The sequence below is a fragment of the Streptomyces sp. NPDC006259 genome, from assembly GCF_042870975.1.
Taxonomy (GTDB): Bacteria; Actinomycetota; Actinomycetes; order Streptomycetales; family Streptomycetaceae; genus Streptomyces.
The window spans coordinates 822,933-846,548 of sequence record NZ_JBIAHY010000003.1 but is presented as its reverse complement, the minus strand read 5'-3'; the positions used below and the strand labels follow the sequence as shown (position 1 = coordinate 846,548).

The window sequence follows — 23,616 nt, the reverse complement described above, 5'->3', positions numbered from 1 at the left end:
CGCATGCAGTTCCAACAGCTCCAGTACTTCGTGGCGGTCGCCGAGACCCGGCACTTCACCCGGGCCGCCGAGCTGGTCCATGTCGCGCAACCCTCCCTGTCGCAGCAGATCAAGGCGTTGGAGCGGGAGTTGGGGGCCGACCTGTTCCAGCGAGCGCGCGGCAACATCACGCTCACAGACGCCGGTGAGGCACTGCTGCCGCTCGCGCGCCGGATCCTCGCGGACACCGAGACCGCCCGCCACGAGGTGCAGGAGCTGGTGCAGCTGCGCAGCGGCCGGGTGCGACTGGGGGCGACGCCCAGCCTGTGCACCGGTCTGCTGCCGGACGTGCTGCGCGCCTTCCACGACCGCTACCCCGGCATCCGGCTGCTCATCGAGGAGGGCGGCTCCCACGACCTGGTGCGGGAGCTGGCACGCGGCGCGCTCGACCTCGCCCTGGTGGTGCTGCCGCTGCCGACGCCCTCCCCCGCTCTGACGACGGTCGAGCTGCTGCGGGAGGACCTCGTGGTGGTGTCCTCGCCCGAGGCGCCCCCGCCGGGCCACGGCGGCCGGACCGTGCGCGTCGCCGACCTGGAGGGCGAACGCCTCGTGATGTTCCGGCACGGCTACGACCTGCGGGAACTGACCGTCGCCGCGTGTCGCTCCGCTGGGTTCGAGCCCGATTTCGCGGTGGAGGGCGGGGAGATGGACGCGGTGCTCGGGTTCGTGCGGGCGGGGCTGGGCGCCGCGGTCGTGCCCCGGATGGTCGCTGTGCGGTCGGGGCAGGGACTGCGGGTCACTCCGTTGGCTCGGCCGGGGTTGCATCGGGTGATCGCGCTGGCGCACCGCAGTGATGTGGCTCCGCCTCGGGCGGCTCGGGAGTTGCAGCGGATGCTGCTGGAGCGGTGAGGGTGGCTGCGCCGCTTGGGCCGGTGGGGTTGGGGGTGGGGGGCTTGGTGTTCGGTGCGGCGGTGTTGTCGCTGGGTGCGCGGTTCCTCGCGCCCCTGGGTGGGCCTCCTGGACCGGCGCCGCATGGGGCCCTTGCGTCGTGCGGCGGTGTTGTCGCTGGGGTGCGCGGTTCCTCGCGCCCCTGGGTCGGCCTCCTGGACCGGCGGGCAGGGGGCCCTTGCGTCGTGCGGCGGTGTTGTCGCTGGGGTGCGCGGTTCCTCGCGCCCCTGGGTCGGCCTCCTGGAGCGGCGGGCATGGGGGCCCTTGCGTCGTGCGGCCGTGTTGTCGCTGGGGTGCGCGGTTCCTCGCGCCCCTGGGTGGGAGGCCTGGGCCGGTGGCCATTGGCTCAGGGGCTGAGGGAGCCGTTGCAGCGTGCGGCCGTGTTGTCGCTGGGTGCGCGGTTCCTCGCGCCCCTGGGTGGGGGGCCTGGGCCGGCGACTATGGGGTCGTGGGGGTGGTGTCCTCGTGGTCGGGTCTCTGTGGGCTGGTGTACGGGGTGGCCTGGTGGTAGTACATGCGCCAGCCCGTGTGCTCGTCCTGCTTGCGCCACAGGGAGCTGCGGTGGGCGCGGTGGCCGTCGAAGTCCGTGTCGTAGGTCAGGTGGATCAGGCCGGGCGCCAGGAGTACGCCTCTGATCGCCGAGGGCTCGTAGCGGGGGCCCGTCGGGGAGCTGCCGGGATGGTCGGGGAGTTCGGCCACCGTTTCGGCGTACGTGTAGCGGCGGCCGGAGGCGCCCACCTCGGTGAACTCGGGGTCGAGCAGGCGGGCGGTCTCGGTGCGGGAGGAGCGGACGGCGGGGTCCATGAGGCTCAGTTCGCCCGCAACCGCCGCGGCCACCTCGTCTGGTTCCTGGGTCATGCGCACATGATCGCGCGTGACCCGGCTCCTCCCGCAACCGAGTGGTGCCGTCACCCCGTGGCGTCCACCAGCGCCAGTTCGTGCAGGCGGTCCGGCGGGCCGGGGCGGGCGTAGTACCAGCCCTGGGCCGTGTCGCAGCCCAGTATGCGCAGCTGCTCGGCCTGGGCGCCGGTCTCCACGCCCTCGACCGTGACCGCGAGGTCCAGGCTGTGGGCGAGCGAGACGATCCCCTCCACGATCTTGAGGTCGACGGGGTCGGCGGGGAACTGCTGCATGCTCTGCGTGAAGGAGCGGTCCAGCTTGAGAACGCTCACCGGCAGCCTGCGCAGGTTGGCGAGGTTGGAGTAACCGGTTCCGAAATCGTCCAGGGCGATGTCGACGCCCATCTCGGCCAGCCTGCGCAACGGCTTGAGGAGGTCGTCGTCGGCGCCGATCAGGGCCGACTCGGTCACCTCCAGGCACAGCGCCTCGGGCGTCACGCCCGCGCGTTCCAGGATGTCGACGGTGTCCTGCACCAGCCCCGGGTGGGTGAGCTGGCACGGCGAGAGGTTGACGTTGATCCGCAGGGGACCCGTCTCGCCGCTGCGCAGGCGCCAGTCGCGGACCTGGCGTACCGACTGCTCCAGGACCCAACGGCCCAGCGGCACGATCAGCCCGGTGTGCTCGGCGAGCGGGATGAACCGGTCGGGGCCGAGCACGCCGTGCTGCGGGTGCAGCCAGCGCACCAGGGCCTCCGCGCCGCGCACACTGCCGTCGCCCAGGTGGACGAGCGGCTGGTACTCGATGAAGAACTCACCCCGCTCCAGCGCGGCCGGCAGCGCCGTCGTCAGACCGTGGCGGGTGATCGCGCGGGCGTCGGCCTCGGGGTCGGCCAGCTCGAAGCGGTTGCCGCCCGCCGACTTGGCCCGGTACATGGTGATGTCGGCGCTGCGCAGCACCTCCGCGGGGCTGCGCTCCGCCGCCGGTCCCTCCACGATGCCGATGCTGCCGCGTACGGTCAGCTCCCGGCCCTCGATGCGCACGGGCGCGACCAGGGCGTTCATGATGCGCGCGGCGAGGTCGTCGACCTCGCGGTGGGTGTCGGGGCCGGTGGTGAGCGCCACGAACTCGTCGCCGCCGAGCCGGGCGACCATCTCGCCGGGCGCGGTCGCACAGGACTGGAGCCGGTCGGCGACCTCGACGAGCAGCCGGTCGCCGGCCGCGTGCCCGAGGCTGTCGTTGATCGTCTTGAAACCGTCCAGATCGAGGTAGCACAGGCCGAAGCGCTGGCCGTCGCCGGCGGCCAGGACCTTCTCCAGGCGTTCGAAGAACAGCGTGCGGTTGGGCAGGCCGGTGAGCGCGTCGTGGGTGGCCTCGTACCGCAGCCGGAGGTTGAGCAGCCGGCGTTCGGTGGTGTCCTCCATGAGCGCGAGCTGGTACTGCGGCCGTCCGTCGGCGTCCCGCAGCAGCGAGACCGTCAGGTTGGTCCACAGGACGGTGCCGTCGGGACGGTAGAACGCCTTCTCGACGTGGTAGTGCTCGCGCTCGCCGCGCACCAGCTCCTCGTAGAGCCGCCAGACCTGGGGTGCGTCGTCGGCGTGGGTCCACTCGCTGACGTTGCGCCCGCGGACGGCCTGCTCGCCGCCGCCGAACATGCGCACCAGCGCCCCGTTGACCTCGAGGATGTTGCCCTCCAGGTCGGCGATGCCGATTCCTATCGCGGCGCCCTCGAAGACCGCGCGGAAGCGGGCCTCGCTGGCGTGCAACGCCTGTGCCACCACCCCCTGGGCCCGCAACGCGGCCTGTGCGATGGCCTCCTGTTCGGTCAGCGTGCGCTCGCGCAGGGCGTGCGCGAACCCGGCGGCCATGCCGTGCTGGAGCCGGGAGCAGCGGATGCGCAGATCCTCCTGGGGTCCGTCCTCGCCGCAGTAGAGCACCAGGTAGGCGTCGACGCAGTCCAGGCTGTGGGCGAGGGCCTCCGGATCGGTGCAGTGGGCGCCGACGAGGGCGGCCCCGACCGCCTTCGGTACCTCAGCGTCGAAGTTCCTGGCGCGCAGTGCCTCGCTCAACCGCCGGGCCAGCGGCAGGAGTCGCTCCTCCAGCTCCGGCCGGGTCAGCGACGTGGAGGTGACCGGGAAGACCGCCCGGCTCCAGATCGTCGCGAACCGCCGCAGTCTGTCCTCCGGCCCGTCCGGTTCGGCGGTCACGAAGTGCGCCCCACGCCCGCGAAACCGGAGAAGGCGAACGGGTCCTCGTCCTCCGGTGCCGTCTCCGGCCGCCAGTGCGGCATCGGCACCAGTCCCGGTTCCACCATGTCGTACCCCTCGAAGAACCGTGCGATCTCGTCACGCGAGCGCATGACCAGCGGGTTGCGAATGTCCTTGTATACGTCCACCGCGCCCTCGGCCCGTCCCTGCGGCAGCGGGATTCCCTCGTACGAGGCATGCGTGAGGACGAGCAGGCTGCCGGGCGCGAGCGCGGCGCTCAGCTCGGCGACCGCGGCGTAGGGGTCGTCCGTGTCTTCCACGAAGTGCAGTATGGCAACCAGCAGCAGCGCCACGGGCCGCTCGAGGTCGATCAGTTGACCCACCTGCGGGCTGGAGAGGATGTCCCGCGGCTTGAGCAGATCGGCGGCGACGACCGCGGTGTCCGTGTCACCCTCCAGCACCACCTGGCTGTGCGCGACGGCGACGGGGTCGTGATCGACGTAGACGACCCGGGCGCCGGGCCGGACCGCCTGGGCCACCTCGTGGACGTTGCCGAAGGTGGGGATGCCTGAACCGATGTCCAGGAACTGGGTGATGCCCTCGCCGGCCGCGTAGCGCACCGCACGGCGCATGAACGCCCGGTTCGCCTGCATGATCTTGGGAAGTCCCGGCAGGAACTCCATGGCCTTGCGGGCCGCTTCCCGGTCGACCTCGAAGTTGTGCGAACCGCCCAGGTAGTAGTCGTAGATCCGCGAGACACTGGGCACGGAGATGTCGATGCTCCGGGGGGCCCAGGCGGGACGATCCATCAATCTCTCCAAGGCGTAGGCGATCCGGTGTTCGAGCAGAGGCTACTGATCGCCCGCCAACAGGGCGAGTGGAAACGGAAATTGACCGTCCGTTCCCGGTCACTGCCTGCGGCACGTGCCGAAATGACATACCCGGAGGTGCTCACGAAAAGTACCCGATGTCCTGCGGAGCCGTCCCCGAACCGGATGAAGCGCGGCGAAACCACCCGCACCACCGCCGGTGGGAGGCGGGGCGGTCCGGCAGCCCCGGCAGCACAGAGGTCCGCCCCCTCCGTGCGGCGCGGAGGGGGCGGACCGGATCGTACGAGCCGTCGTGGGAGCGGGGATCGGTCCTGGGCGCTGACGCCCTGGGAGGCGGTGCCCCGGGGAGGTGATCCCTACTGCTTCGGCGCGCCGACCAGCTTGCCGTCGGGGGCCACGGCGTACCAGGTGCCACCGACGCCCTGACCGTTGATGTCCCCCGGGGCCTTGTCACCGGAGAAGGTGTAGATCGGCGAGCAGTTGACCGTCATCTGCTTGACGCCGTCGGGCCGGGTGAAGCTCATCAGGCCCTTCTTCTGGACGCCTTCGGTGTCGTTGGTGGCGACCGGGGCGACGGCCGGCCACTTCTCCAGGCAGGCGCCCAGGCACGCGGTCACCGGCTTGGGCCACGCCTCGTCCTTCAGGAAGCGGTAGACCGTCATGCCGTTCTTGTCGACGACGATGGAGCCGAGGTTGGGGTCCTCGCGCACGGACAGACCGGCGGCGGCGGAGGCCGACTTGGCCTTCTTGCCGTCGGGGGCCAGCGCGAACCACTTGCCGCCGACGCCCTGGCCGTTGGTGTCACCGGCGTTGGCGTCCTTGGCGTAGCGGTACACCGGCCAGCCGTCGACGGTCAGCTGCTTGCTGCCGTCGGTGCGGGTGACCTCGCCGAGCAGCGACTTGTCGATGCCGTCGCCGGCGGTGGCGTCGTCGGCCGGCACGGGCGGCCAGGTCTTCGCGCAGTCGCCGTCGCAGTTGGACTTGGGCGGTTCCGCGGTGTCCGCGTCGAACCGGTACAGCGTCATGCCGGCCGCGTCGATCAGCACCTTGCCCAGCTCCGCGTTGGCGGAGACGGCCAGCTGGCCCGCCGTACCGGCCTCGGCGGCGCCGCCCGCACCGACGGCCCCCGGAGCACCGGCGCTGGGGCTGGTGCCCGCGCCGACGCCTTCGTACCCGCTGCCCACGCCGGCGACGGTGCCGGCCGGGGCCGTGACACCCACGTTCTGGCTGGACGCCGCGGTACCGCCTTCCTGACCGCACGCCGTCGTCAGCGCCAGAACAGACACAGCGCTCGCCACGAGTGAGGCGCTCCGCCAGGAGGTCTTCATCTTCAACTCCCCGATCATCCCAAGGGTGTTGCAGCGCCCTGCTGCGCCGCCGCACGGTCATGGGTACGCATGGCGGGGGTCATTGTGTTCAAAGGCGGCACAGATTTCTTTTCGCCACCTGTGCCGCCGCCTCCTCCGGGCCACCCGCACCCGAGCACCCGACCTCCGCCCCGGCACCGGTACGCGCCGCCGCGGGGCCGGTACGCGCGCCCCGGCAGGCCCGTGAGTACGCGGGGTCGCCGCAAGCCCGTACCCGGGGTCGACGGGGGGTTCCGTGGCACGGTCCAGCCCGGGGGATCGTCTCGCACGTGCGTACGCACAGCCGGACGTGCGAGCGCCCGGCCGGCAAACCCGGGGCGGCGGACGTCCTCCGTTCGGGGCAATCACCCCCGCACGCGGACGTGTGCCCACGCACAAGGCCCCATGATCTCGTCGTGCATGGATCCGAATCGACCCGATCCGCCCTGTCGACCAGGGCGCTGGCCCTGGTGACCGTGGCCTGGATCCTCATGGCCGTACCGGCCGGGACGGCCGTGGCCGACGCCTGCGCCTCCGCCTCGACGGACCCGGACGGCACCGAGGCGGTGGCGGTCGCGGGGAACCTCGGATGGCCGCCCCCGCCGGGGTGCCCGACACCGACACCGACCCCTCCGAAGCCCGAGCCCCCACCGCCGCCGAAGCCGACGCCGCCTCCTCCGAAGCCGACGCCACCCCCGCCGAAGCCCACCCCGCGGCCGACCCCCAGGCCGACCCCGCCACCGGCCCCACCACCTCAGGCGAGGCCCAGGCCCGCGCCGCCCGTCGCGCCCGCACGGCCCGCACCGCCGAAGCCCGAGGTGCCCGTCCCACCACGGCCGCCCGCGCCCGCGCCGGCCCCGAAGCCGCCCACGCCCACACCGCCGCCCGAGCCCACGCCTCGGCCCACCGTGTCGCCCGTGACCTACCCGGCCTACCACGCGCAGCCGCGTCGGGCACCCGTCCGGCACCACCAGTCGCCGGTCACCTACGTCCTGCTCATCACCGCGCCCGCGATCATCGCCGTCGCCGCGCTGCGGCCCCGTTGACGTCCCAGGAGGCATCTCTTGCCGGAATGGCTTGTTCTCACCCTCGCGATGCTCGCCGCGTGCGCGGTGGTGGTCGCCGTCACGTTCGTCCGGCACCGCAGGGTCTCCGACGACGAGGACCCCTCCGAGACCCCGGACGTCATCGAGTACATGACGATGTGGATCGGCGTGGTGTACGCCATCGTCCTGGGCCTGGCGATCGCCGGTGTCTGGGAGGCCCGCAGCGTCGCGCAGGATCACGTGCAGGCGGAGGCGCAGTCGCTGCACGAGATCTCGGAGCGGGTGCGGGTGTACCCGTCCGACGTCCGGGACCGCGTCCGGGGGGACGTCGACGCCTATGTCTCCCACGTCGTCACCACCGAGTGGAAGGCCATGGCCGACAAGGGCGAGGTGACCGAACGCGGCGACGAACTCCTCGAACGGCTCCGCGTCGACCTCACCGACTACCGGCCCGCGTCCGACTACGAGGCACAGGCCTACCAGCCGCTCCTCGACCAGATGGCCGCCGCCGACCAGGCCCGCAACAACCGGGCCGGCTCGACCGGGGCGACCATGCCCGGAGTGGTGTGGTTCGGTCTCCTCACCGGCGCCGTCGTCACCGTCGGCATGGTCTTCGCACTCCAGATCCGCCGCACCACCCGGGAACTGATCCTGGCGGGGCTGTTCTCCGCGCTGATCGCCTTCCTGCTGTTCCTGATCTGGGACTTCGACGCGCCCTACAGCCGGGGCATCACCGCCTCGGCCGAACCCTTCCTGCGCCTCTTCCCGGACGCCGAGGGGTGAACGCGCCGGCCGGGGCGACGGGCGGGCGGCACGCCGACGCCGTCCCCCGGTCGCGGGAACGCGGTTGCCCTGCGGCCCACCCGGTCACCCCGTTCGCGGGACAGGGACCGCGGGAGCGCGCACCCCTTTCCGGCGTTTCGGTCGTCGAGGTGAGGACGGTCGCCGACGGCACCGCGCGGCACGCCTTCGCCCCGGTCTCCGGAAGGAGCCGGGGCGAAGGCGTGTGACGTGCGGTGCCGGTCCCCCGAAGGGCCGGCGTCCGTGCTGCGAAGGGTCCGGCAAGGGGCGGTCAGACCCGGCGCTCCGCGCGCCGGCGCATCCAGAACACGCCGCCGCCGATGACGGCCGCGGCCACCAGTCCGCCGCCGATGGCCATGTCGGTCGGGGTCGCCCCGCTGGAACTGCTGCCGCCGAGACCGCCCCGGACACCGCCGATGACGGTGAAGGCGGTGGGGTTGGTGAGGGTACGGCCGTTGCAGTTGACGGTGATGCTGTGCGAGCCGGGGCGCGCGTTGCTGTTGACCGTCGCGGTCCCCTGCGCCGTGTTGTTGGCGCCGTTGACGGGCCTGAGGTGGGTCGTCGGGAAGGCGTCCGAACTCATGGTGCCGCCGCCCCGGCAGCCGTCGACGGTGACGGTCAGCCGACCACCGCGGGCGACGACGCTGGGCAGCGCCACGATGTTGCTGGGGGAGATCCCCCCGTTGCCACCGCCGTTGTTGCCACCGTTGTTGCCACCACCGTTGTTGCCGTTTCCGCCGCCGTTGTTCCCGTTGTTCCCGCCGTTGTTCCCGTTGTTGCCCCCGTTGTTGCCGCCGCCGTTATTGCCGTTGTTGCCCCCGTTGTTCCCGCCGCCGTTATTGCCGTTCCCGCCGCTGTTGTTGCCGTTGTTTCCCCCGTTGTTGCCGTTGTTCCCGCCCCAATTGCCGTTGCCCTGGTGGCCCCCGCCGCTGTTGCTTCCGGGGTCCACCCAGTTGTTGTCGTTCTGGCTGCCCGGGTTGGGCGGCATACCGTCCGCGACGGCCACGGGGGCGGCGAGCCCGAGGACGGCGACCGCTGTGGCCGCGGCCGCCAGGGCGCGTGAGTTTCGCATGTGATCCTCCGCGGAAGGCGCCCCGGGGCCCGTCCCCGGTCTGTCGGCGAGAGAACGCCTCCCGATTCGACCCTCAGATGCCGTGCGCGCGCCCGCATGTCGGCGATGGTCCGTCCTGGTGAGAGGACACGCCGGGGGAAGGTCGCGCATTCGGCCATCACCGCAGGTCACGGACCGTCAGAAAATATCTCCGCGCGGCAACTCGGATGGCGGACCGAAGGGCACGCGGGCCACCCGTTCGCCACCGCCCCGTCGCCGGTTTCCCGCTCCGGACTTAGCGTTCTCGTATGCGCGAAAGGACGTGGCGACGGCCGCGTCGAAAGGGGATGGCGAATGTCTGGGTACGGGCTGTCCGGAATGGCGGAAGAGGGGGAGCGGCCGAAGAAGCGTGCCCCTTGGGGCGTGATAGCGCTTGTTCTGCTGACCGGTCTCGCGCTCATCCGGAATGGCTCGGGGGAGTTCGACGTCGGCCCGCCGCAACCCGCGTCCGCGGCGGCCGCCGACGCGGCCGCGGCCCGGGGCACCTTCGGCAACGTCGTTCAGGCCCTGCCGTTCTCGGAGCCCGACCGGGTCAGGATCCCCGCCATCCAGGTCGACGCCCCGGTCATGCAGGTCGGCCTGGACACGGACGGCTGGGTCGGCGCGCCGCCCCCGGAGGACCCGAATCTGGCCGGCTGGTTCAGCGGCGCCGTCTCCCCGGGGGAGAAGGGGACCGCGGTCGTCGTCGGCCACGTCGACAACACGCAGGGGCCCGCGGTGTTCTACGGCCTCGGTGCCCTGAAGAAGGGCAATCACGTCGAGGTGGTCCGCCGGGACGGGAAGACGGCGGTGTTCGAGATCTACGGCGTCGAGGTCTTCGAGAAGAACAACTTCCCCGGTGACCGGGTGTACGCCTCCAAGGGCGCGCCCGAACTCCGGGTGATCACCTGCGGGGGCGGTTTCTCCAAGGCGAACGGTTACGACGGGAACGTGGTCGCCTTCGCCCGCCTGGTCGAGGTCCGCTGAGCGGCGCCCCGGCCGGGCGGGGCGGGTCCCTGCGTGCGGGTCGGGCCGGGTTCAGAAGGCGGGATCCGGTGGGAGGGCTTGGGTGCGCTGCCGTTGCGGCACCGTGATGTGGTAGCCGGAGTCCAGGAGTCGGGGCAGGTAGCGGCGCAGGGCGCGCACGCTCTGACTGCGGTCGCCGCCCGCGTCGTGCGAGAGGACGACCACGCCGGGGGCGGCGCCGTCCTCGACCCGGTCGACGATGGTGGAGGCGCCGGGGGTGGTCCAGTCGAGGGTGTCGACGGTCCAGGCGAGGGGCTCCATGCCGAGTTCCGAGCCGAGTTGGAAGGCGGCGCGGTTCCAGGCGCCGTAGGGGGCGCGGAACCAGCGCGGCCGCTCGCCGTAAACGTCCTCGACGACTTCGCTGGTGCGGGTCATCTCGGAGCGGATCTGGCGGCGGGTCAACTTGGTGAGCAGCGGGTGGGACCAGGTGTGGTTGCCGACGGTATGTCCCTCGTCGGCCATCCGGGTCAGCAGGTGGGGGTGGTCGGCGGCCATCTCCCCGCACACGAAGAACATGGCGTGGACGTCGTACTCGGCGAGGGTGTCGAGGATGCCCGGGGTGTAGCGGGGGTCGGGGCCGTCGTCGAAGGTCAGCACCATCGTGCGGCCGCGGCCGGTGATCCGCAGCAGCGGCTCGCGCCGCACGGGGGTGCGGGCGGGCGCGGTGCGCGGTGGGCCGTAGCCGGTCAGCGGCTGGAGGCGGTAGGCGGAGGGTCTCCCCGGGGGGTGGTGCGCGGGGGCACCGGCCGCCGGGGCGCCGGTGCGGACCGGTGACCCGCCGCCCGCCCTCCACGCGAACAGGGACGCCGTGCCGGCCGCGCCGACGACGGCGGCGCCGGCGAGCAACGCCTCGCGCCGGGTGAACAACTGATCCTTCTGCATGAGTCATCAGTCGCCCGGCCGGACCCCGGCGCACCACAACGACACCGCCGCGGCGGCACGAATCCACCCGCTCGGCGCAGCGGCCGTCTCCCCGGCGGGGGCGGGCGGCCGTCCGGCGGATGGTCGGGCCGGCGAGGCACGTGAGCAGACGGTCGGGTGCGAGACGAGGCGGGCGCTTCCTCGGCCCCGCACCGTCGGCAGCGTCGACACCGTCTGCGCTCCCCCGCCCGGCCGACCGTCGTCCCGCACCGCGCACCGGACCGCGGCCGCTCGTGCACGCCTGGACGTGTCCGTGACCCGCTGGGGCACTGCGGCATCTCCTGCGCGACCGACCCGGGCCGCGCGGCGAACCGGGGGCGGGAGGCGGACCGGAGGCGAAAGGCAGACCCGGGGGCGGCGGGAGCGGACCGGAGGCAAGAGGCAGACCCAGGGGCCGCGGGAGGCGGACCGGAGGCGAGCGGCCGCCCCAGGGCGAGAGGGGCGAGAGGCAGACCGTGGGGGGACGCAGACCGGGGCGGGAGGCGGAGCGACGGCGGGGCGCAGACCGGGGACAAGAGGCAGGCTCAACGGCGGTGAGGCAGACCCGACGGCGGCAGGCAGGCCCAACGGCGGGACGCAGGCCCGTCGGTGCCGAGGGCGGGCTGCCGGACCCGGCGGCGCTCGGCCTTCACCGGGGTGGAGAGGCGGAGGCATCGGTGCGGTGGCGTCAGGCGCGCGCCGACGGCACCGCGCGCCGGTCGAACGGCCCGCGCGGCGGCCGGACCTGCGGGTTCCGATAGCCTCTCGCCGTGACGGAACAGCATCCCTCCCCCTTCGAGCGGGGCACGGACGGTCCGAAGGTCATCGTGGTCGGCGTCGACGGCTCCGACTCCTCGCTGCGGGCCGCCGCCTACGCCGGCGGTCTGGCCCGGCGCCAGCGCGCCCTGCTCGCCGTGGTGTACGTGCAGCCGGTGATGGCGGCCGGCGCGGCGCTCGGGGCACCCGTCGCGGAGGCGACCGACGAGATCGCCCAGGACATCGTGGCGCAGATCCGGGAGGCCACCGAGCGGTCCCGGGGGATATTCGACGTGCGCTGGGAGTTCCACACCTTCCACGGCGACCCGTACAACGGGCTGGTGAAGGCCGCGGACCAGCTGAAGGCCGACGCGGTGGTGGTGGGCGCCTCCGAGCAGGCCGGTCACCGGATCGTGGGGTCGGTGGCGGTGCGGCTGGTGAAGGCGGGGCGGTGGCCGGTCACGGTGGTGCCGTAGCCGGCGTTCCCGCTACTCCCCCGTCACCAGTCCGTCCTGCGCCGCGCCCCGGCTGAGCACGAGGTCGCGGATCCGGTCGCGCACGCCCTGTACGTCGGCGCCCTGGGCGAGGGCCCTGTCGAGATCGACGACGCGGCCCGCGTCGAGGTCGAACAGTCCGGGGACGAAGGCGGCCTTCGTCACCTCCCAGCGGGCGCCGGGCCGGGCGGGCGGGGCGAAGGTGAAGCGGGCGACGCTGGACTGGTTGGCGCGCGGGTCGACGACGCCGGCGGGGTTCGGTGTCTCGCCGGCCACCTGGTCCCCCAGGCCGTAGACGACCCAGGTGCCGTTGACCTTCTCGTACGCCTGGGGGACGTGGGCGTGCCCGCCCAGGATCAGGTCGATGTCGGGACGGTCGCCGGTGCGGGAGGCGGTGAGGGCTCCGGCGAGGGTGAGCTGGCGGTCGTCCGGGGCGTCCTGCCACGGTGTGCCCCAGTGCAGCGAGACGACGACCACGTCGGCGCCGGCCCGGCGGGCGTTCCGCGCATCGGCGACGATCTTGTTCTCGTCGATCAGGGAGACCGCCCAGGGCTGCCCCTCGGGGAGCGGCACTCCGTCGGTGTCGTAGGTGTACGCGAGGTGGGCGACCTTGGCGGCGCCCGCGCGCAGGAGGGTGACGGAGGCGGCCTCGGTCGCGGAGCGGGCGGTGCCGGCGTGGCGTACGCCGGTGCCGTCGAGGGCTTCCAGGGTGCGGCGTACGCCGTCGGGGCCGTCGTCGAGGGCGTGTTCGGAGGCGGTGGAGCAGCCGTCGTAGCCGGTGGCGGCGAGGGCTGCGGCGAGCTGGGGCAGGGGGGCGGCGGCCGGGTCCGCGGCGCCGCGGACGGTCTCCAGGTGACACAGCGCCAGGTCGGCGCCCGCGACGACGGGCTGGATGCCGGCGAACATCGGGCCGAAGTCGTGACCCGTGCCGCCGGCGTCGAAGCGGGCCCGGTCGACGACGGAGGCGTGCGGGAGGATGTCGCCGGTGGCGACGAGCGTGAAGCCGCGCTGCGCCGAGGGGGCCGGGCGTCCGGAGGCGGATTCGCGGTCGTGGGCCTGGCAGGCGGCGGCCGCCGCGAGGAGGGCCGTCAGCGCCAGGGCCACCTGGTGTCTGCGCGCGATCACCCAATCACCCCATGTCATATGGATTGTCATATTTACGCACGTCCCACTACTAATCCATGGGCGGGGAAGTACGGCCCCGGCGCTCCCGCCACCGGGCCGGATGCCCGCGATCGGCGTAGCCCGGACCGTTCGTCGAACCGTTCGTCGACGCGATCGACCGTCCGCCGCAGACCTGCGTGCGCACTCTGTCCGCGACCGGCGCCCTGCGGTGCCATACGCCCATGACCGCCGGGACCATCCTCACCACCAGGACGACGACCGCCGAACACGAACTCGCCGCGCTCCAGCGCGAGCACGGCCGGCCGCTCTTCGCGCTGCTGCTGAGGCTGTGCGACGGCGACCGCCAGCGCGCCGAGGATCTCGTGCAGGAGACCCTGGTGCGCGCCTGGCAGCATCCCGAGGCCCTGCGCACCGACGCCTTCGACTCCGTACGGCCCTGGCTGCTCACCGTCGGCCGACGGCTCGCCATCGACGCGCGGCGGGCCCGGCAGGCCCGGCCGGCCGAGGTCGGGGACGCGGTGCTGGAGAACGCCCCGGTCTGCGGCGACCACGCCGAGCGGGCCGCCGCCGCCCTCGATGTCCGCGAGGCTGTGAAAACCCTCACTCCGGAACACCGTGACGTCCTGGTGCTCGTGTACTTCCGGGGGGCGAGTGTGGCGGAAGCCGCCCAAGCCCTCGGCATCCCGCCCGGTACCGTGAAGTCCCGCGCGTACTACGCGCTGCGCGCCCTGCGCCGGGTGCTTCCCGGATACGCGCCCGACCTGGGCTGAAACCCACGATCGAGTCAAACCTCCGTAAAGCGCCTTGCCGTGGACCCCGGTTGAGTAATCGGGTGTCCTTATCCGTGTTCCGGATGGGGCCCGGTCGCCGGTTTTCCGGCGCTGAACGAAGCGCACGCACCGGAGGAAGGCAGGAAGGGATGCCGCACAGAGGTCATCAGGGCACGGACGGCGCCGGCGGCGGGGAACTCACCGTCCCCATGGCCTGGTTGTACGCCGAGTACATCGCCGACGAACTGCTGCGGACCGGCGATCTCATGCCGCCGACGTCCTTCGAGTTCCGCGCCGGGCGCGACGCCCTGGCGCTGACCATCTTCCTGTCCGACACCGACGGCGAACTCCCCGGCATCCGGGTCGTCACCCAGCTGGAGACCTGGCTCTCGCTCACGGCCTACGACCAGCCCTGGCAGGACTGGGTCGCCGAACGCATGTCACAACTGACGGCCCGGTCAGCCGAGTCGGAGGGCCCCGACCCCGATCTGGAGCTGGCGTCGGCGGCCTGGCGCTGGCTGGAGGAGACCGAGCTGCTCGCCCCCGACCTCAACGCGGTCCCGGGCGGCGCACCCGTCGGCGAGGACGAGGGACCCAAGGTCTGGACGCCCGCGTGGCAGCTCGGCCTGCCCCTCGGACACCTCGCGATCCATCTTTTCTAGCCATCCCGGACGGGGACCAATCCACGGGCCGGACCGCTCCGAACATCTGGGTCACGATTCGGTACGGGGCTTGAGTGATTCCGTGGCCTGGTCCGTACCGGTGGGAGCAAGGAGTAACCCCACTGGCACTCAACGGCGCGAGGTTTCGGCATGAGGTCCCTGGAGAGGCATCGCGACGTCGGCGCGTACGCGCTGGGCGTGCTGGACGAGGCGGAGGCCTTCCGTTTCGAGGACCACCTCATGGAGTGTCCTCGATGCGCGGCAGAGGTCACCGAGTTCGGCGCCACCACCCGGCAGTTGATGCTGTACCGGCGGGCGACACCGCGCGTCGTGCATCCCTTCGCCGGCCCCGGGCCGCAGCTGCTCGACCGGCTCCTCGGCGAGGTCGCCGCCCGGCGCCGGGCCGTCAAGCGCCGGCTGCTGTACGCCGTGGCCGCGGCCGTGGTGGTCGCCGTCGCCGGTCCCGCGCTCGCCATGATGGCCGGTGGCGGCGGCGAGGAGCCCGTGCGGGTCGTCACGGCGACCGACCAGAAGTCGGGCGTATGGGCGCAGGTGACCACCGAGGACGAGATCTGGGGCAGCCAGGTCGAACTGGAGGTCAAGGACGCCGCGGGTCCCCGCGCCTGCCATCTGATCGTCGTCGGCCTCGACGGCGCCGAGGAGATCGTCACCAGCTGGATGGTGCCCGACCACGACGCCCGCCCCAACACCATGAAGGGCGGCGCGACCCTCCAGACCGACAAGATCGCGCGCTACGAGGTACGCACGATGGACGGCGAGACCCTCGTCGTCCTCAAGCCCCGCTAGCGGCCCCGCCGGTCTGCCCGCACGCCCCGCCAGTGGCACCGCCGGCCTGTCCGTCCGCAAGCCCCGCCACCCGCACCGCCGGTCCGCCCGCACGCCCCGCCACCGGCACCGCCGACCTCGGCCGGATCACCGTCCCGCCCCCGGACGGAGGCCGCCGGCACCGACGTCGAGGCCGATCGAGCACCGGGAGCCCGTTCGAGGCCCGCTCCGCACCGCCCCCGGGAGGTCCCGCCCCCGACCTTTGGCCCGGCCGGCGCACGCCGTGGATCCCGCGGCCGTCGCGGTCGGTGCGCGCCGCTCGGGCCGGCCTCAGGACGACGGGGCCGCCGGCGAACCCGCCTCCCCGGTCACCGCCGCCCTCGCCGCGCCGGTCCACCTGATCGGCGCCGACCGCCGACGCGCTACTTCAGCAGCCGCGACATCCGCCGGTCCGCCAGCGGTCTGCCGCCGGTCTGGCAGGTCGGGCAGTACTGGAGCGAGGAGTCGCTGAACGACACCTCGCGGACCGTGTCGCCGCAGACCGGGCAGGGCTCGCCGGTACGGCCGTGCACGCGCAGGCCGCTCTTCTTCTCCGCCTTGAGCCGGCCGGCCGCCACGCCCCGCGAGCGTTCCACCGCCTCCGTGAGGGTGGTGCGCAGGGCGTCGTAGAGGAGGTGGGTCTCCCGCGGGGTGAGGGACGCGGCGAGTTTGAAGGGCGACATCCGGGCCGCGTGCAGGATCTCGTCACTGTAGGCGTTGCCGATGCCGGCGATCAGGGACTGGTCGCGCAGCGCGCCCTTGAGCTGCCGTCGCTCGCCGGACAGCAGGGCGGCGAAACGCTCCTCGTCGAAGTCGGCGGCGAGCGGGTCGGGGCCCAGCCGGGCGACGCCCGGGATCTCCCGCGGATCGCGTACGAGGTACACGGCGAGGCGCTTCTGGGTGCCGGCCTCGGTGAGGTCGAAGCCCTCGCCGGTCTCCAGGGCGACGCGCAGCGCGAGGGGGCCCTTGCCCGGGCGGGGCGGGCCGTCGGGGAGGCGGTCCTTCCAGTGCAGCCAGCCCGCGCGGGCCAGGTGGGTGACGAGGTGGAGGCCGTCGGCGGTCTCCAGGTCGAGGAACTTGCCGTGCCGGCGCACCGCGCCGACCGCCTGGCCCTCGACGGCGGCCAGGGGCGGGTCGTACGTCTTCAGCACACTGACGGCGACGGGCACGACCCGCACGATCTCGTGGCCGACCAGGTGCTCGGTGAGAAAGTCCTTGAGCGCTTCGACCTCGGGGAGTTCCGGCATACGTCCAGGGTGCCATCCGCGGGCCGGCTGTTCAGCGCGGCTCGGGCACGCCGAACTCGCACCAGACGCACTTGCCGCCGCCGCGCGCCTCCACGCCCCACACGTCGGACAGCAGCTCGACCAGGAGCAGGCCGCGCCCGGAGACGCCCGAGTCCCCGGCCTCCCGGCGGCGCGGCAGGGCGCTGGAGGAGTCCTCGACCTCGACGCGCAGCCGACGCCCGCCGCCGGTGAGGAGGCGCAGGGTCACGATGGCGGCGCCCTCGGTGTGCATGAGGGCGTTGGTGACCAGTTCGTCGGCGACCAGCTCGACGTCGTCGGCACGCTCCTGGGCGCCCCAGGCGCGGACGGCGGCGCGGATCATGTGCCGGGCCTGGGTGAGGGCCTCGGGGTCGCCGGGCGCCACATGCTGCTGGAGCCGGCTGTCGGCCTGCGGGGCGTCCGGGCCGCGCCGGCGAAGCAGCAGCAGGGCCACGTCGTCGTCCCCGCCGCGTTGCCCGGCGACGTCGATGAGCAGGTCGGCGAGTTCGCGGACGTCGTCGGGGCCGGTGGCGATCAGTTCGGCGAGGGCCCGCATGCCGTCGTCGAGGTCGGCGCCGGGTTGTTCGACGAGCCCGTCGGTGCACAGCAGCAGCGTGTGGCCGGGGTCGAGTTCGAGGGTGGCCACGGGGTAGTCGAGGCTGCCGAACTCGGCGGACAGGCCGAGCGGCAGCCCGCCGGGGACCGAGACGCGCCGGCAGGTGCGGTCGGTGGCGCGGACCATCGGGTCGATGTGGCCGGCCCGGACCATCTGGACGACGCCGGTGGACAGGTCGGCCTCGGTGTAGAGGCAGGTGGCGAAGCGGTCGGTGTCGAGTTCGTGGAGGAAGACGGAGGCGCGGGCCATCACGGTGGCCGGGGTGTGTCCCTCGGAGGCGTACGCCCGCAGGACGATGCGCAGCTGGCCCATGACGGCGGCGGCATGCGTGTCGTGGCCCTGGACGTCGCCGATGACGGCGCCGACCCGCCCGCCGGGCAGCGGGATCAGGTCGTACCAGTCACCGCCGATGTCGCGGCCGTGGGAGCCGCCGATGGTGGCGGCGCGGTACCGGACGGCGACGTCGGCGCCGGGCACGCTCGGGATGGTGCGCGGGAGCATGGCCTGCTGGAGGCCCTGGGCGATGTCCTTCTCCTGCTCGTAGAACATGGCCCGTTGCAGGGACTGGGCGATGCTGCTGCCGAGGGCGACGAGGATGTTGCGTTCCTCGGGGGTGAAACCGCGCCGGTCGCTGTAGAGCAGGCCCATCGCGCCGATGGGACGGGCCTGGACGATGAGCGGCAGATAGGCGGCCGAGGTGATCTTCAGGTCCGTGATGTGCGGCCACAGCACCGGGTAGCCGGCCGCGAACTCGTCGGGCGACTCGATGAAGCGGGGGGTGAGCGTGCGCACCACCTCGCTCATCGGGTACGGCTCGTCGATCCGGGTGACCAGGGTGCCGGGCACGAAGCTGCCCTGGGGGCCTTCGGCGATCAGCCGGATCCGGCCGGCCTCGACCAGGCCCATCACGAGGCTGGTGGCGCCCAGATGGATGAGGCCGTGGGTGTCCTTGAGGACGTCGATGACGTCCTTCACGGTCCGGGCGTGTGCGAGGGCGGCGGTGGTGAGCTGTACGACGTTGGTCTGCTCGCGGCGCGCGTCGTCGAGGGAGGTCTCCTCCCGGTGGGCGGCGAGGTCGCGCAGTTCGTCGGTCGCGTCCCGGACGATGCCGATGATCCGGCGGGGCCGGCCCGTGTCGTCGCGCCGGATGTAGCCCTGGGTGTGGGTCCAGCGCAGGCGGCCGTCGCGGCGGCGGATGCGGAAGTAGGCGCCGTAGTTCTCGCTGCCGTCCTTGATGGCCTGGGCCACCAGGGTGTCCAGGCGCAGGGACTCGGCCGGGGGGACGCGCGGGGCCAGGCTCTCGGGGCGGCCGTCGTACTCCTCGGGGGTCACGTCGAAGATCTCGTGGGCGCGCGCGTCCATGGCGAACAGGCCGGTGTCCAGGTCCCAGTCGAAGCCGCCCATGCGGTTGAGTGCCAGGATCGGCTCCGGGTGGGCGGGCCAGTCGTCCGGGAGGGACAGTGCGCTCGCTCCCCGATCAACCATGGGCCCACCTTGCCAGGATTTGTCCGATTCTTCGACTGGGAGAAGATCACGTGCCTGAGGCGGCCCGGCGTGGAACACGGTGGGTGTCAGGACCCGGAGAACGGGAGAGGAGCGGCCGTCCGTGGAATGGTTCACCGCACCCGACTACTGGCTCGGCCGGACGGTCTTCCAGCGGGCTCTGGCCGGCGTGTACCTGGTCGCGTTCCTCACCGCGGCGCTCCAGTTCCGTGCGCTGCTCGGCGAGCGCGGGGTGCTGCCGGTCTCCCGGTTCGTCGGGCGCGTACCGTTCCGGCGGGCGCCCAGCGTGTTCCACCTGCGCTGTTCGGACCGCTTCTTCGCCGGGTGCGCCTGGACGGGCTGCGCGGTGTCGGCGGCCCTGGTCGCGGGCCTGGACTCGCTGGTGCCGCTGTGGGCGGCGATGCTGCTGTGGCTGGTGCCGTGGGCGCTGTACGTGTCGATCGTCAACGTCGGGCAGACCTGGTACGGCTTCGGCTGGGAGTCCCTGCTGCTGGAGACCGGGTTCCTCGCCGTGTTCCTCGGCAACGACGAGGTGGCGCCGCCGGTCGTCGTGCTGTTCCTGCTGCGCTGGCTGCTGTTCCGGGTGGAGTTCGGCGCCGGCCTGATCAAGATGCGGGGCGACCCCTGCTGGCGGAAGCTCACCTGTCTGGACCACCACCACGAGACGCAGCCCATGCCCGGCCCACTGAGCTGGTACTTCCACCATCTGCCGAAGCCGCTGCACCGGGTGGAGGTGGCCGCCAACCACGTCACCCAGCTGCTCGTGCCGTTCCTGCTGTTCACCCCGCAGCCGATCGCCACCGCCGCCGCGTCCCTGATGATCCTCACCCAGTTGTGGCTGGTGCTCTCGGGCAACTTCTCCTGGCTGAACTGGATCACGATCGTGCTGGCCGTCCCCGCCGTCGAACTCCCCGCCGACCCGCCGTCCACGCCCGCGGCCCCGCTCTGGTACGTGGTGGTGGTCCTGGCGGTGGCCGCGTTCCTGCTGTTCCTCAGCCACCGTCCGGTGCTCAACATGCTCTCGCGCGGGCAGGTCATGAACCGTTCCTTCGACCCGCTGCACCTGGTCAACACCTACGGCGCGTTCGGCAGTGTGAGCCGGGTCCGCCACGAGGTGGTGATCGAGGGCACCCTCGACGAGGTGCCGCGCGAGGACTCCGACTGGCGGGAGTACGAGTTCAGGGGCAAGCCCGGCGATCCGCGGCGCTGGCCGCGCCAGTTCGCCCCCTACCATCTGCGGCTGGACTGGATGATGTGGTTCGCCGCGCTCTCCCCCGCCTACGCCGGTCCCTGGTTCGGCACGCTGGTGGAGCGGCTGCTGGAGAACGACCGCGCCACGCTCCGCCTGCTGCGCCGCTCCCCCTTCCCGCCCGACCAACCCCCGCGTCACATCCGTGCCCGCCTCTTCCGCTACCGGTACACGAGCCGGCGGGAGCGGCGGGAGACGGGTGCGTGCTGGCGGCGGACGTACGTGCGGGAGTACCTGCCGCCGACGCGGCTGGCGGGGCCTCCTCGGGGTCCGGGTTGATCGCCTCGGAGCCGTCGGGTTCGCGGGAGCGGGGAAGCGGGGAAGCGGATGTCGTAAGTGCCGACCGTGATGACGCGGGTGGGGTCGGGGACGCCATGTCAGTTATTTATCGGACCACTTCCCTTCCAGAACACCCATGGGACACCCCGGACGCGCGATCACCGCACAAGTGGTCCGACCACTGGCTGGTTAGACTGCGCGCATCGACGACAGGAGAGGTGCGTGAACGAGATCCCGCCCGGTGGGCCGCCCACCGCCCCGAGGGGCACGGTGACGCGGCGCGCCATCGAAAGGATCACGGCGATGATCGGCGAGGGCCTGCTGGAGCCGGGCCAGCGGCTGCCGACCGAGCGCGACCTCGCAGCACAGCTGGGGATCTCCCGCAGCTCGATGCGGGAGGCGATCCGGGCGCTCACGGTCATGGGCGTGGTGGAGGCCCGGCACGGTTCGGGCATCTACGTGACACAGCTCCGGGCGGGCGACCTGCTGGAGACGTTCGGTGTGGTGGCCGGTCTCTCCCGGGGCCCGCGGCTGGTGGAGCTGCTGGAGGTGCGGCGCGTCCTGGAGTCGACGGCGGCCGCCCTGGCAGCCGCCCGCATCACGCCGGAGCAACTGGCCGCCGTGGAAGGCCATCTCGCGGCGATGAACGCCACGGAGGACCCGGAGGAGATCCTCGCCCACGACCTCGCCTTCCACCGTGAGATCGCCTCGGCGGCCGGCAACGAGACGATGGCGGCCATAGTGGACGGCCTGTCCTCGCGCACCTTCCGTGCCCGCGTCCGGCGGGAGCACCAGGAGGAGGGCGCGTTCACCCGCACCCGCCGGGAGCACGCCGCGATCCACCGCGCCCTCGCCGCCCGCGACCCGGAGGCGGCCCGCGCGGCTGCGGCCGCGCACGTCGGTGAGGTCGAGCAGTGGCTCCGGGCCCAGGTGGGCCCCTAGCCCCCTCGACGTGGCGCCCTCCGCGGGGCACAGTTCTCCCTGTACTCGCCAGTAGCACCCCGTACCCCCACACACCGAGGAGCGCCTGTGACCGAGTGGGTCGGCCGTACCGCCGTGGAGATCGCCGCCGCCGTACGCGAGAAGCGCGCCGAGCCCCGTGCGGTGGTGGCGGAGCATCTCGCGCGGATCGCCCGCCTGGACGGCCTGATCGGGGCGTTCCGGGTGGTGCGGGCGGAGGCGGCGCTCGCGGAGGCCGACGAGGTGGCGGCCCGCGGCGACCGGGACCGGCTGCCGCTGGCCGGCGTCCCGGTGGCGGTCAAGGACAACCTCGCCGTGCGGGGCGAGTCGACCCGCGTGGGCTCGGCCGCGACCCCGGACACGCCCGCCGACGCCGACCATGTCACCGTGGCCCGGCTGCGCGCGGCCGGCGCGGTGGTGGTGGGCCTGACGAACGTGCCGGAGCTGTGCGTCTTCGGTACCACCGAGGGCGTCCACGGCACCGCCCGCAATCCGTGGGACACCTCGCGCACGGCGGGCGGTTCGTCCGGCGGCAGCGCGGCGGCGGTGGCCGCCGGGATGGTTCCGCTCGCGCTCGGCAACGACGGCATGGGCTCGCTGCGCATTCCGGCGGCCAACTGCGGCCTGGTGACGGTCAAGCCGGGCCACGGCGTGGTCCCGGCGGGGATCGGCGACGGCGACTGGTTCGGGATGTCGGAGAACGGTCCGCTGGCGACGACGGTGGCGGACGCCCGCCTCATGCTGTCGGTCCTCGCCGGCACCGAGGTCGAACGGCCGCAGGAGTCCGGCGCGTTCAGGATCGCGGTGTCGGTGCGCAGCCCGCTGGCCGGGGTGACGGTGAGCGGGCCGTACGTGGCGGCGGCGCGCGAGGCCGCCGGGGCACTGACGCGGGCCGGGTACCAGGTGCGGCGGGCGGATCCGCCGTATCCGCTGTCGCTGGGCGTCACCTCGCTCGCCCACTGGACCGCGGGGACGGCGGTCGACGCCCGGTCCCTGGACGCGCGTCTGCTGACCCGTCGCACCCGGGTGCACGCGTCCCTGGGGCGGCGGTTCCTGACCGGGGTGCGCGGCGGCACGGCGCGCGAGGAGCTGCGTCGGCGTCTGGAGCCGTTCTTCGCGGAGTACGACGTGCTGCTGACACCGGCGCTCGCGCGGCGGTCGCCGAAGTCGGCGCCGTGGCACGAGCGGGGGTGGCTGCGCAATGTGCTGGCGAACACCAACTACTCGCCGCTGACGCCGCCGTGGAACCTGACCGGCTGGCCGGCGATGGTGGTCCCGCTCGGCACGCTCCCGTCGGGTGCGCCGACCGCCGTCCAACTGGTGGGGCTGCCGGGCGCGGAGACGAGTCTGCTGCGGGTGGCGGAGCGGTTGGAGGAGCTGCGGCCGTGGCGGCGGACGGCACCGCTCGACTGAGGAGCGGCGGGGTCGGCCGGGGCCGCCGGGACGGGGTGCCGGGGTGCCGAGAGGCCCGATGTCGCATGGGCGTGCTGTCGGCACGCCCATGCGTCCGGCGATCGCGAACGACCCGCCGGCGTCAGTCGACGCTGGGCAGGATGTGGGGTTCGTTGAGGTCTTCCTCGTAGCCCGCCAGCCGGATGGGGGCGGAGCGCGCCCACACGTCGAGGCTGCCGATCTCCCCGGGCCGTCGGCCCGCACGCTCGGTGCGATCCTTGGGGCGTTGCTCGCGACTCGTCTTCTCCGGTGTCACCGCGCACTCCTTATGTGTCGGTCACCCTCGGGGCGTGCCGGTCGGTCTGCGGATCCGGCGTCTGGCGCCCCTCGGGTCTGGCTCAAGGGCAGTTCTGACGCGGTGGCGCCGGCAACTCCAGAAGGAGCAGGCCGCTGTGAACCGGCTTGTCCCATGACGGACGGTGGGTGTGGGGTGGCACTCCGTCCTGCTGTCCGTCGGCTACAGAGTAACCAGATGAGCGCGATACCGCTCGATCGGGCCGAAAATTTGGGGTAACCATGGCAAGTCACCCAGATGTCCCCGCAGATGATTCAACCCTTTCGGCCCCGGAAACACCTTTTGACCTTCACTCGTACGGCGTACCGGGGCGCACAGGCCCCGCATGACCGTCGGCGGTTCGGGCTCGGTCGGC

General features: G+C 72.9%; 20 protein-coding genes and 1 pseudogene. 11 read left to right on the top strand and 10 right to left on the bottom strand.

Features of this window, described 5'->3' with window-relative positions; translation table 11 throughout:
* Positions 1 to 3: 3 nt before the first annotated feature.
* Positions 4 to 888, top strand: coding sequence for a LysR substrate-binding domain-containing protein (locus ACFYO5_RS15035; RefSeq protein ID WP_356566018.1), 885 nt, complete (start codon positions 4 to 6; stop codon positions 886 to 888).
* A gap of 477 nt (positions 889 to 1,365) precedes the next feature.
* Here the strand turns inward: ACFYO5_RS15035 and ACFYO5_RS15030 are convergent, their stop codons facing one another.
* The 4 genes from ACFYO5_RS15030 to ACFYO5_RS15015 all read right to left on the bottom strand — a co-directional run bounded on the left by ACFYO5_RS15030 (position 1,366) and on the right by ACFYO5_RS15015 (position 6,129).
* On the bottom strand, positions 1,366 to 1,785 hold the full coding sequence (locus tag ACFYO5_RS15030) for a DUF4440 domain-containing protein (RefSeq protein ID WP_388708630.1): 420 nt from the start codon (positions 1,783 to 1,785) through the stop codon (positions 1,366 to 1,368).
* A 50-nt stretch (positions 1,786 to 1,835) separates the two neighbouring features.
* Entirely contained in the window at positions 1,836 to 3,971 is a 2,136-nt protein-coding gene (locus tag ACFYO5_RS15025) for a putative bifunctional diguanylate cyclase/phosphodiesterase (RefSeq protein ID WP_388708628.1), read from the bottom strand.
* Positions 3,968 to 4,780, bottom strand: coding sequence for an SAM-dependent methyltransferase (locus ACFYO5_RS15020; RefSeq protein ID WP_356566024.1), 813 nt, complete (start codon positions 4,778 to 4,780; stop codon positions 3,968 to 3,970). Before ACFYO5_RS15020 ends, ACFYO5_RS15025 begins: the two co-directional genes overlap by 4 nt.
* A gap of 377 nt (positions 4,781 to 5,157) precedes the next feature.
* The gene (locus ACFYO5_RS15015; protein WP_356566086.1) at positions 5,158 to 6,129 is read right to left on the bottom strand and encodes an SCO0930 family lipoprotein; all 972 of its coding nucleotides are present in this window, start codon (positions 6,127 to 6,129) and stop codon (positions 5,158 to 5,160) included.
* Positions 6,130 to 7,064: 935 nt separating this feature from the next.
* Here ACFYO5_RS15015 and ACFYO5_RS15010 point away from each other — a divergent pair.
* Together ACFYO5_RS15010 and ACFYO5_RS15005 are read left to right on the top strand one after the other, a co-directional pair.
* Entirely contained in the window at positions 7,065 to 7,193 is a 129-nt protein-coding gene (locus tag ACFYO5_RS15010; RefSeq protein WP_356566026.1) for a hypothetical protein, read from the top strand.
* A gap of 18 nt (positions 7,194 to 7,211) precedes the next feature.
* Positions 7,212 to 7,976 carry a DUF4239 domain-containing protein gene (locus ACFYO5_RS15005; RefSeq protein ID WP_356566028.1) on the top strand — a complete coding sequence of 255 codons (765 nt, stop codon included), beginning with the start codon at positions 7,212 to 7,214 and terminating at the stop codon, positions 7,974 to 7,976.
* A gap of 289 nt (positions 7,977 to 8,265) precedes the next feature.
* Here the strand turns inward: ACFYO5_RS15005 and ACFYO5_RS15000 are convergent.
* Positions 8,266 to 8,714, bottom strand: a pseudogene (locus ACFYO5_RS15000) (hypothetical protein).
* A gap of 685 nt (positions 8,715 to 9,399) precedes the next feature.
* Here ACFYO5_RS15000 and ACFYO5_RS14995 point away from each other — a divergent pair.
* A complete protein-coding gene (locus ACFYO5_RS14995; RefSeq protein ID WP_388708623.1) occupies positions 9,400 to 10,071 on the top strand; it encodes a class F sortase in 672 nt (223 codons plus the stop codon).
* A 51-nt stretch (positions 10,072 to 10,122) separates the two neighbouring features.
* On the opposite strand, the gene ACFYO5_RS14990 is transcribed toward ACFYO5_RS14995, so the two are convergent.
* Positions 10,123 to 10,992, bottom strand: a complete 870-nt coding sequence (locus tag ACFYO5_RS14990; RefSeq protein WP_388708620.1) for a polysaccharide deacetylase family protein — start codon at positions 10,990 to 10,992, stop codon at positions 10,123 to 10,125.
* 788 nt (positions 10,993 to 11,780) lie between these two features.
* Here ACFYO5_RS14990 and ACFYO5_RS14985 point away from each other — a divergent pair.
* Positions 11,781 to 12,242 (top strand): universal stress protein, encoded by a 462-nt coding sequence (locus ACFYO5_RS14985; RefSeq protein ID WP_356566034.1) that lies wholly within the window; start codon positions 11,781 to 11,783, stop codon positions 12,240 to 12,242.
* A 12-nt stretch (positions 12,243 to 12,254) separates the two neighbouring features.
* Here the strand turns inward: ACFYO5_RS14985 and ACFYO5_RS14980 are convergent, their stop codons facing one another.
* Entirely contained in the window at positions 12,255 to 13,385 is a 1,131-nt protein-coding gene (locus ACFYO5_RS14980; protein WP_388709253.1) for a CapA family protein, read from the bottom strand.
* A gap of 221 nt (positions 13,386 to 13,606) precedes the next feature.
* Here ACFYO5_RS14980 and ACFYO5_RS14975 point away from each other — a divergent pair, with 221 nt between their 5' ends.
* From ACFYO5_RS14975 to ACFYO5_RS14965, 3 genes are all read left to right on the top strand, one after another.
* The gene (locus ACFYO5_RS14975; protein ID WP_388708617.1) at positions 13,607 to 14,155 is read left to right on the top strand and encodes a sigma-70 family RNA polymerase sigma factor; all 549 of its coding nucleotides are present in this window, start codon (positions 13,607 to 13,609) and stop codon (positions 14,153 to 14,155) included.
* Positions 14,156 to 14,304: 149 nt separating this feature from the next.
* Positions 14,305 to 14,817 (top strand): hypothetical protein, encoded by a 513-nt coding sequence (locus ACFYO5_RS14970; RefSeq protein WP_388708614.1) that lies wholly within the window; start codon positions 14,305 to 14,307, stop codon positions 14,815 to 14,817.
* Between the two features lie 150 nt (positions 14,818 to 14,967).
* A complete protein-coding gene (locus ACFYO5_RS14965; RefSeq protein WP_356566041.1) occupies positions 14,968 to 15,624 on the top strand; it encodes a zf-HC2 domain-containing protein in 657 nt (218 codons plus the stop codon).
* A gap of 401 nt (positions 15,625 to 16,025) precedes the next feature.
* Here the strand turns inward: ACFYO5_RS14965 and ACFYO5_RS14960 are convergent, their stop codons facing one another.
* Together ACFYO5_RS14960 and ACFYO5_RS14955 are read right to left on the bottom strand one after the other, a co-directional pair.
* Positions 16,026 to 16,889 (bottom strand): Fpg/Nei family DNA glycosylase, encoded by an 864-nt coding sequence (locus ACFYO5_RS14960; RefSeq protein WP_388708611.1) that lies wholly within the window; start codon positions 16,887 to 16,889, stop codon positions 16,026 to 16,028.
* A gap of 31 nt (positions 16,890 to 16,920) precedes the next feature.
* Complete coding sequence (locus ACFYO5_RS14955) at positions 16,921 to 19,008, bottom strand: SpoIIE family protein phosphatase (RefSeq protein ID WP_388708609.1); 2,088 nt, start codon at positions 19,006 to 19,008, stop codon at positions 16,921 to 16,923.
* Between the two features lie 121 nt (positions 19,009 to 19,129).
* On the opposite strand from ACFYO5_RS14955, the gene ACFYO5_RS14950 reads away from it, so the two are divergent.
* From ACFYO5_RS14950 to ACFYO5_RS14940, 3 genes are all read left to right on the top strand, one after another.
* Complete coding sequence (locus ACFYO5_RS14950; protein WP_388708607.1) at positions 19,130 to 20,554, top strand: lipase maturation factor family protein; 1,425 nt, start codon at positions 19,130 to 19,132, stop codon at positions 20,552 to 20,554.
* Between the two features lie 222 nt (positions 20,555 to 20,776).
* On the top strand, positions 20,777 to 21,496 hold the full coding sequence (locus ACFYO5_RS14945) for a FadR/GntR family transcriptional regulator (RefSeq protein WP_388708605.1): 720 nt from the start codon (positions 20,777 to 20,779) through the stop codon (positions 21,494 to 21,496).
* Between the two features lie 87 nt (positions 21,497 to 21,583).
* Complete coding sequence (locus tag ACFYO5_RS14940) at positions 21,584 to 22,927, top strand: amidase (protein WP_388708602.1); 1,344 nt, start codon at positions 21,584 to 21,586, stop codon at positions 22,925 to 22,927.
* Between the two features lie 121 nt (positions 22,928 to 23,048).
* Here the strand turns inward: ACFYO5_RS14940 and ACFYO5_RS14935 are convergent, their stop codons facing one another.
* Positions 23,049 to 23,222: a hypothetical protein gene (locus ACFYO5_RS14935; RefSeq protein WP_356566052.1), complete on the bottom strand. Its 174-nt coding sequence runs from the start codon at positions 23,220 to 23,222 to the stop codon at positions 23,049 to 23,051.
* Positions 23,223 to 23,616 lie beyond the last annotated feature (394 nt).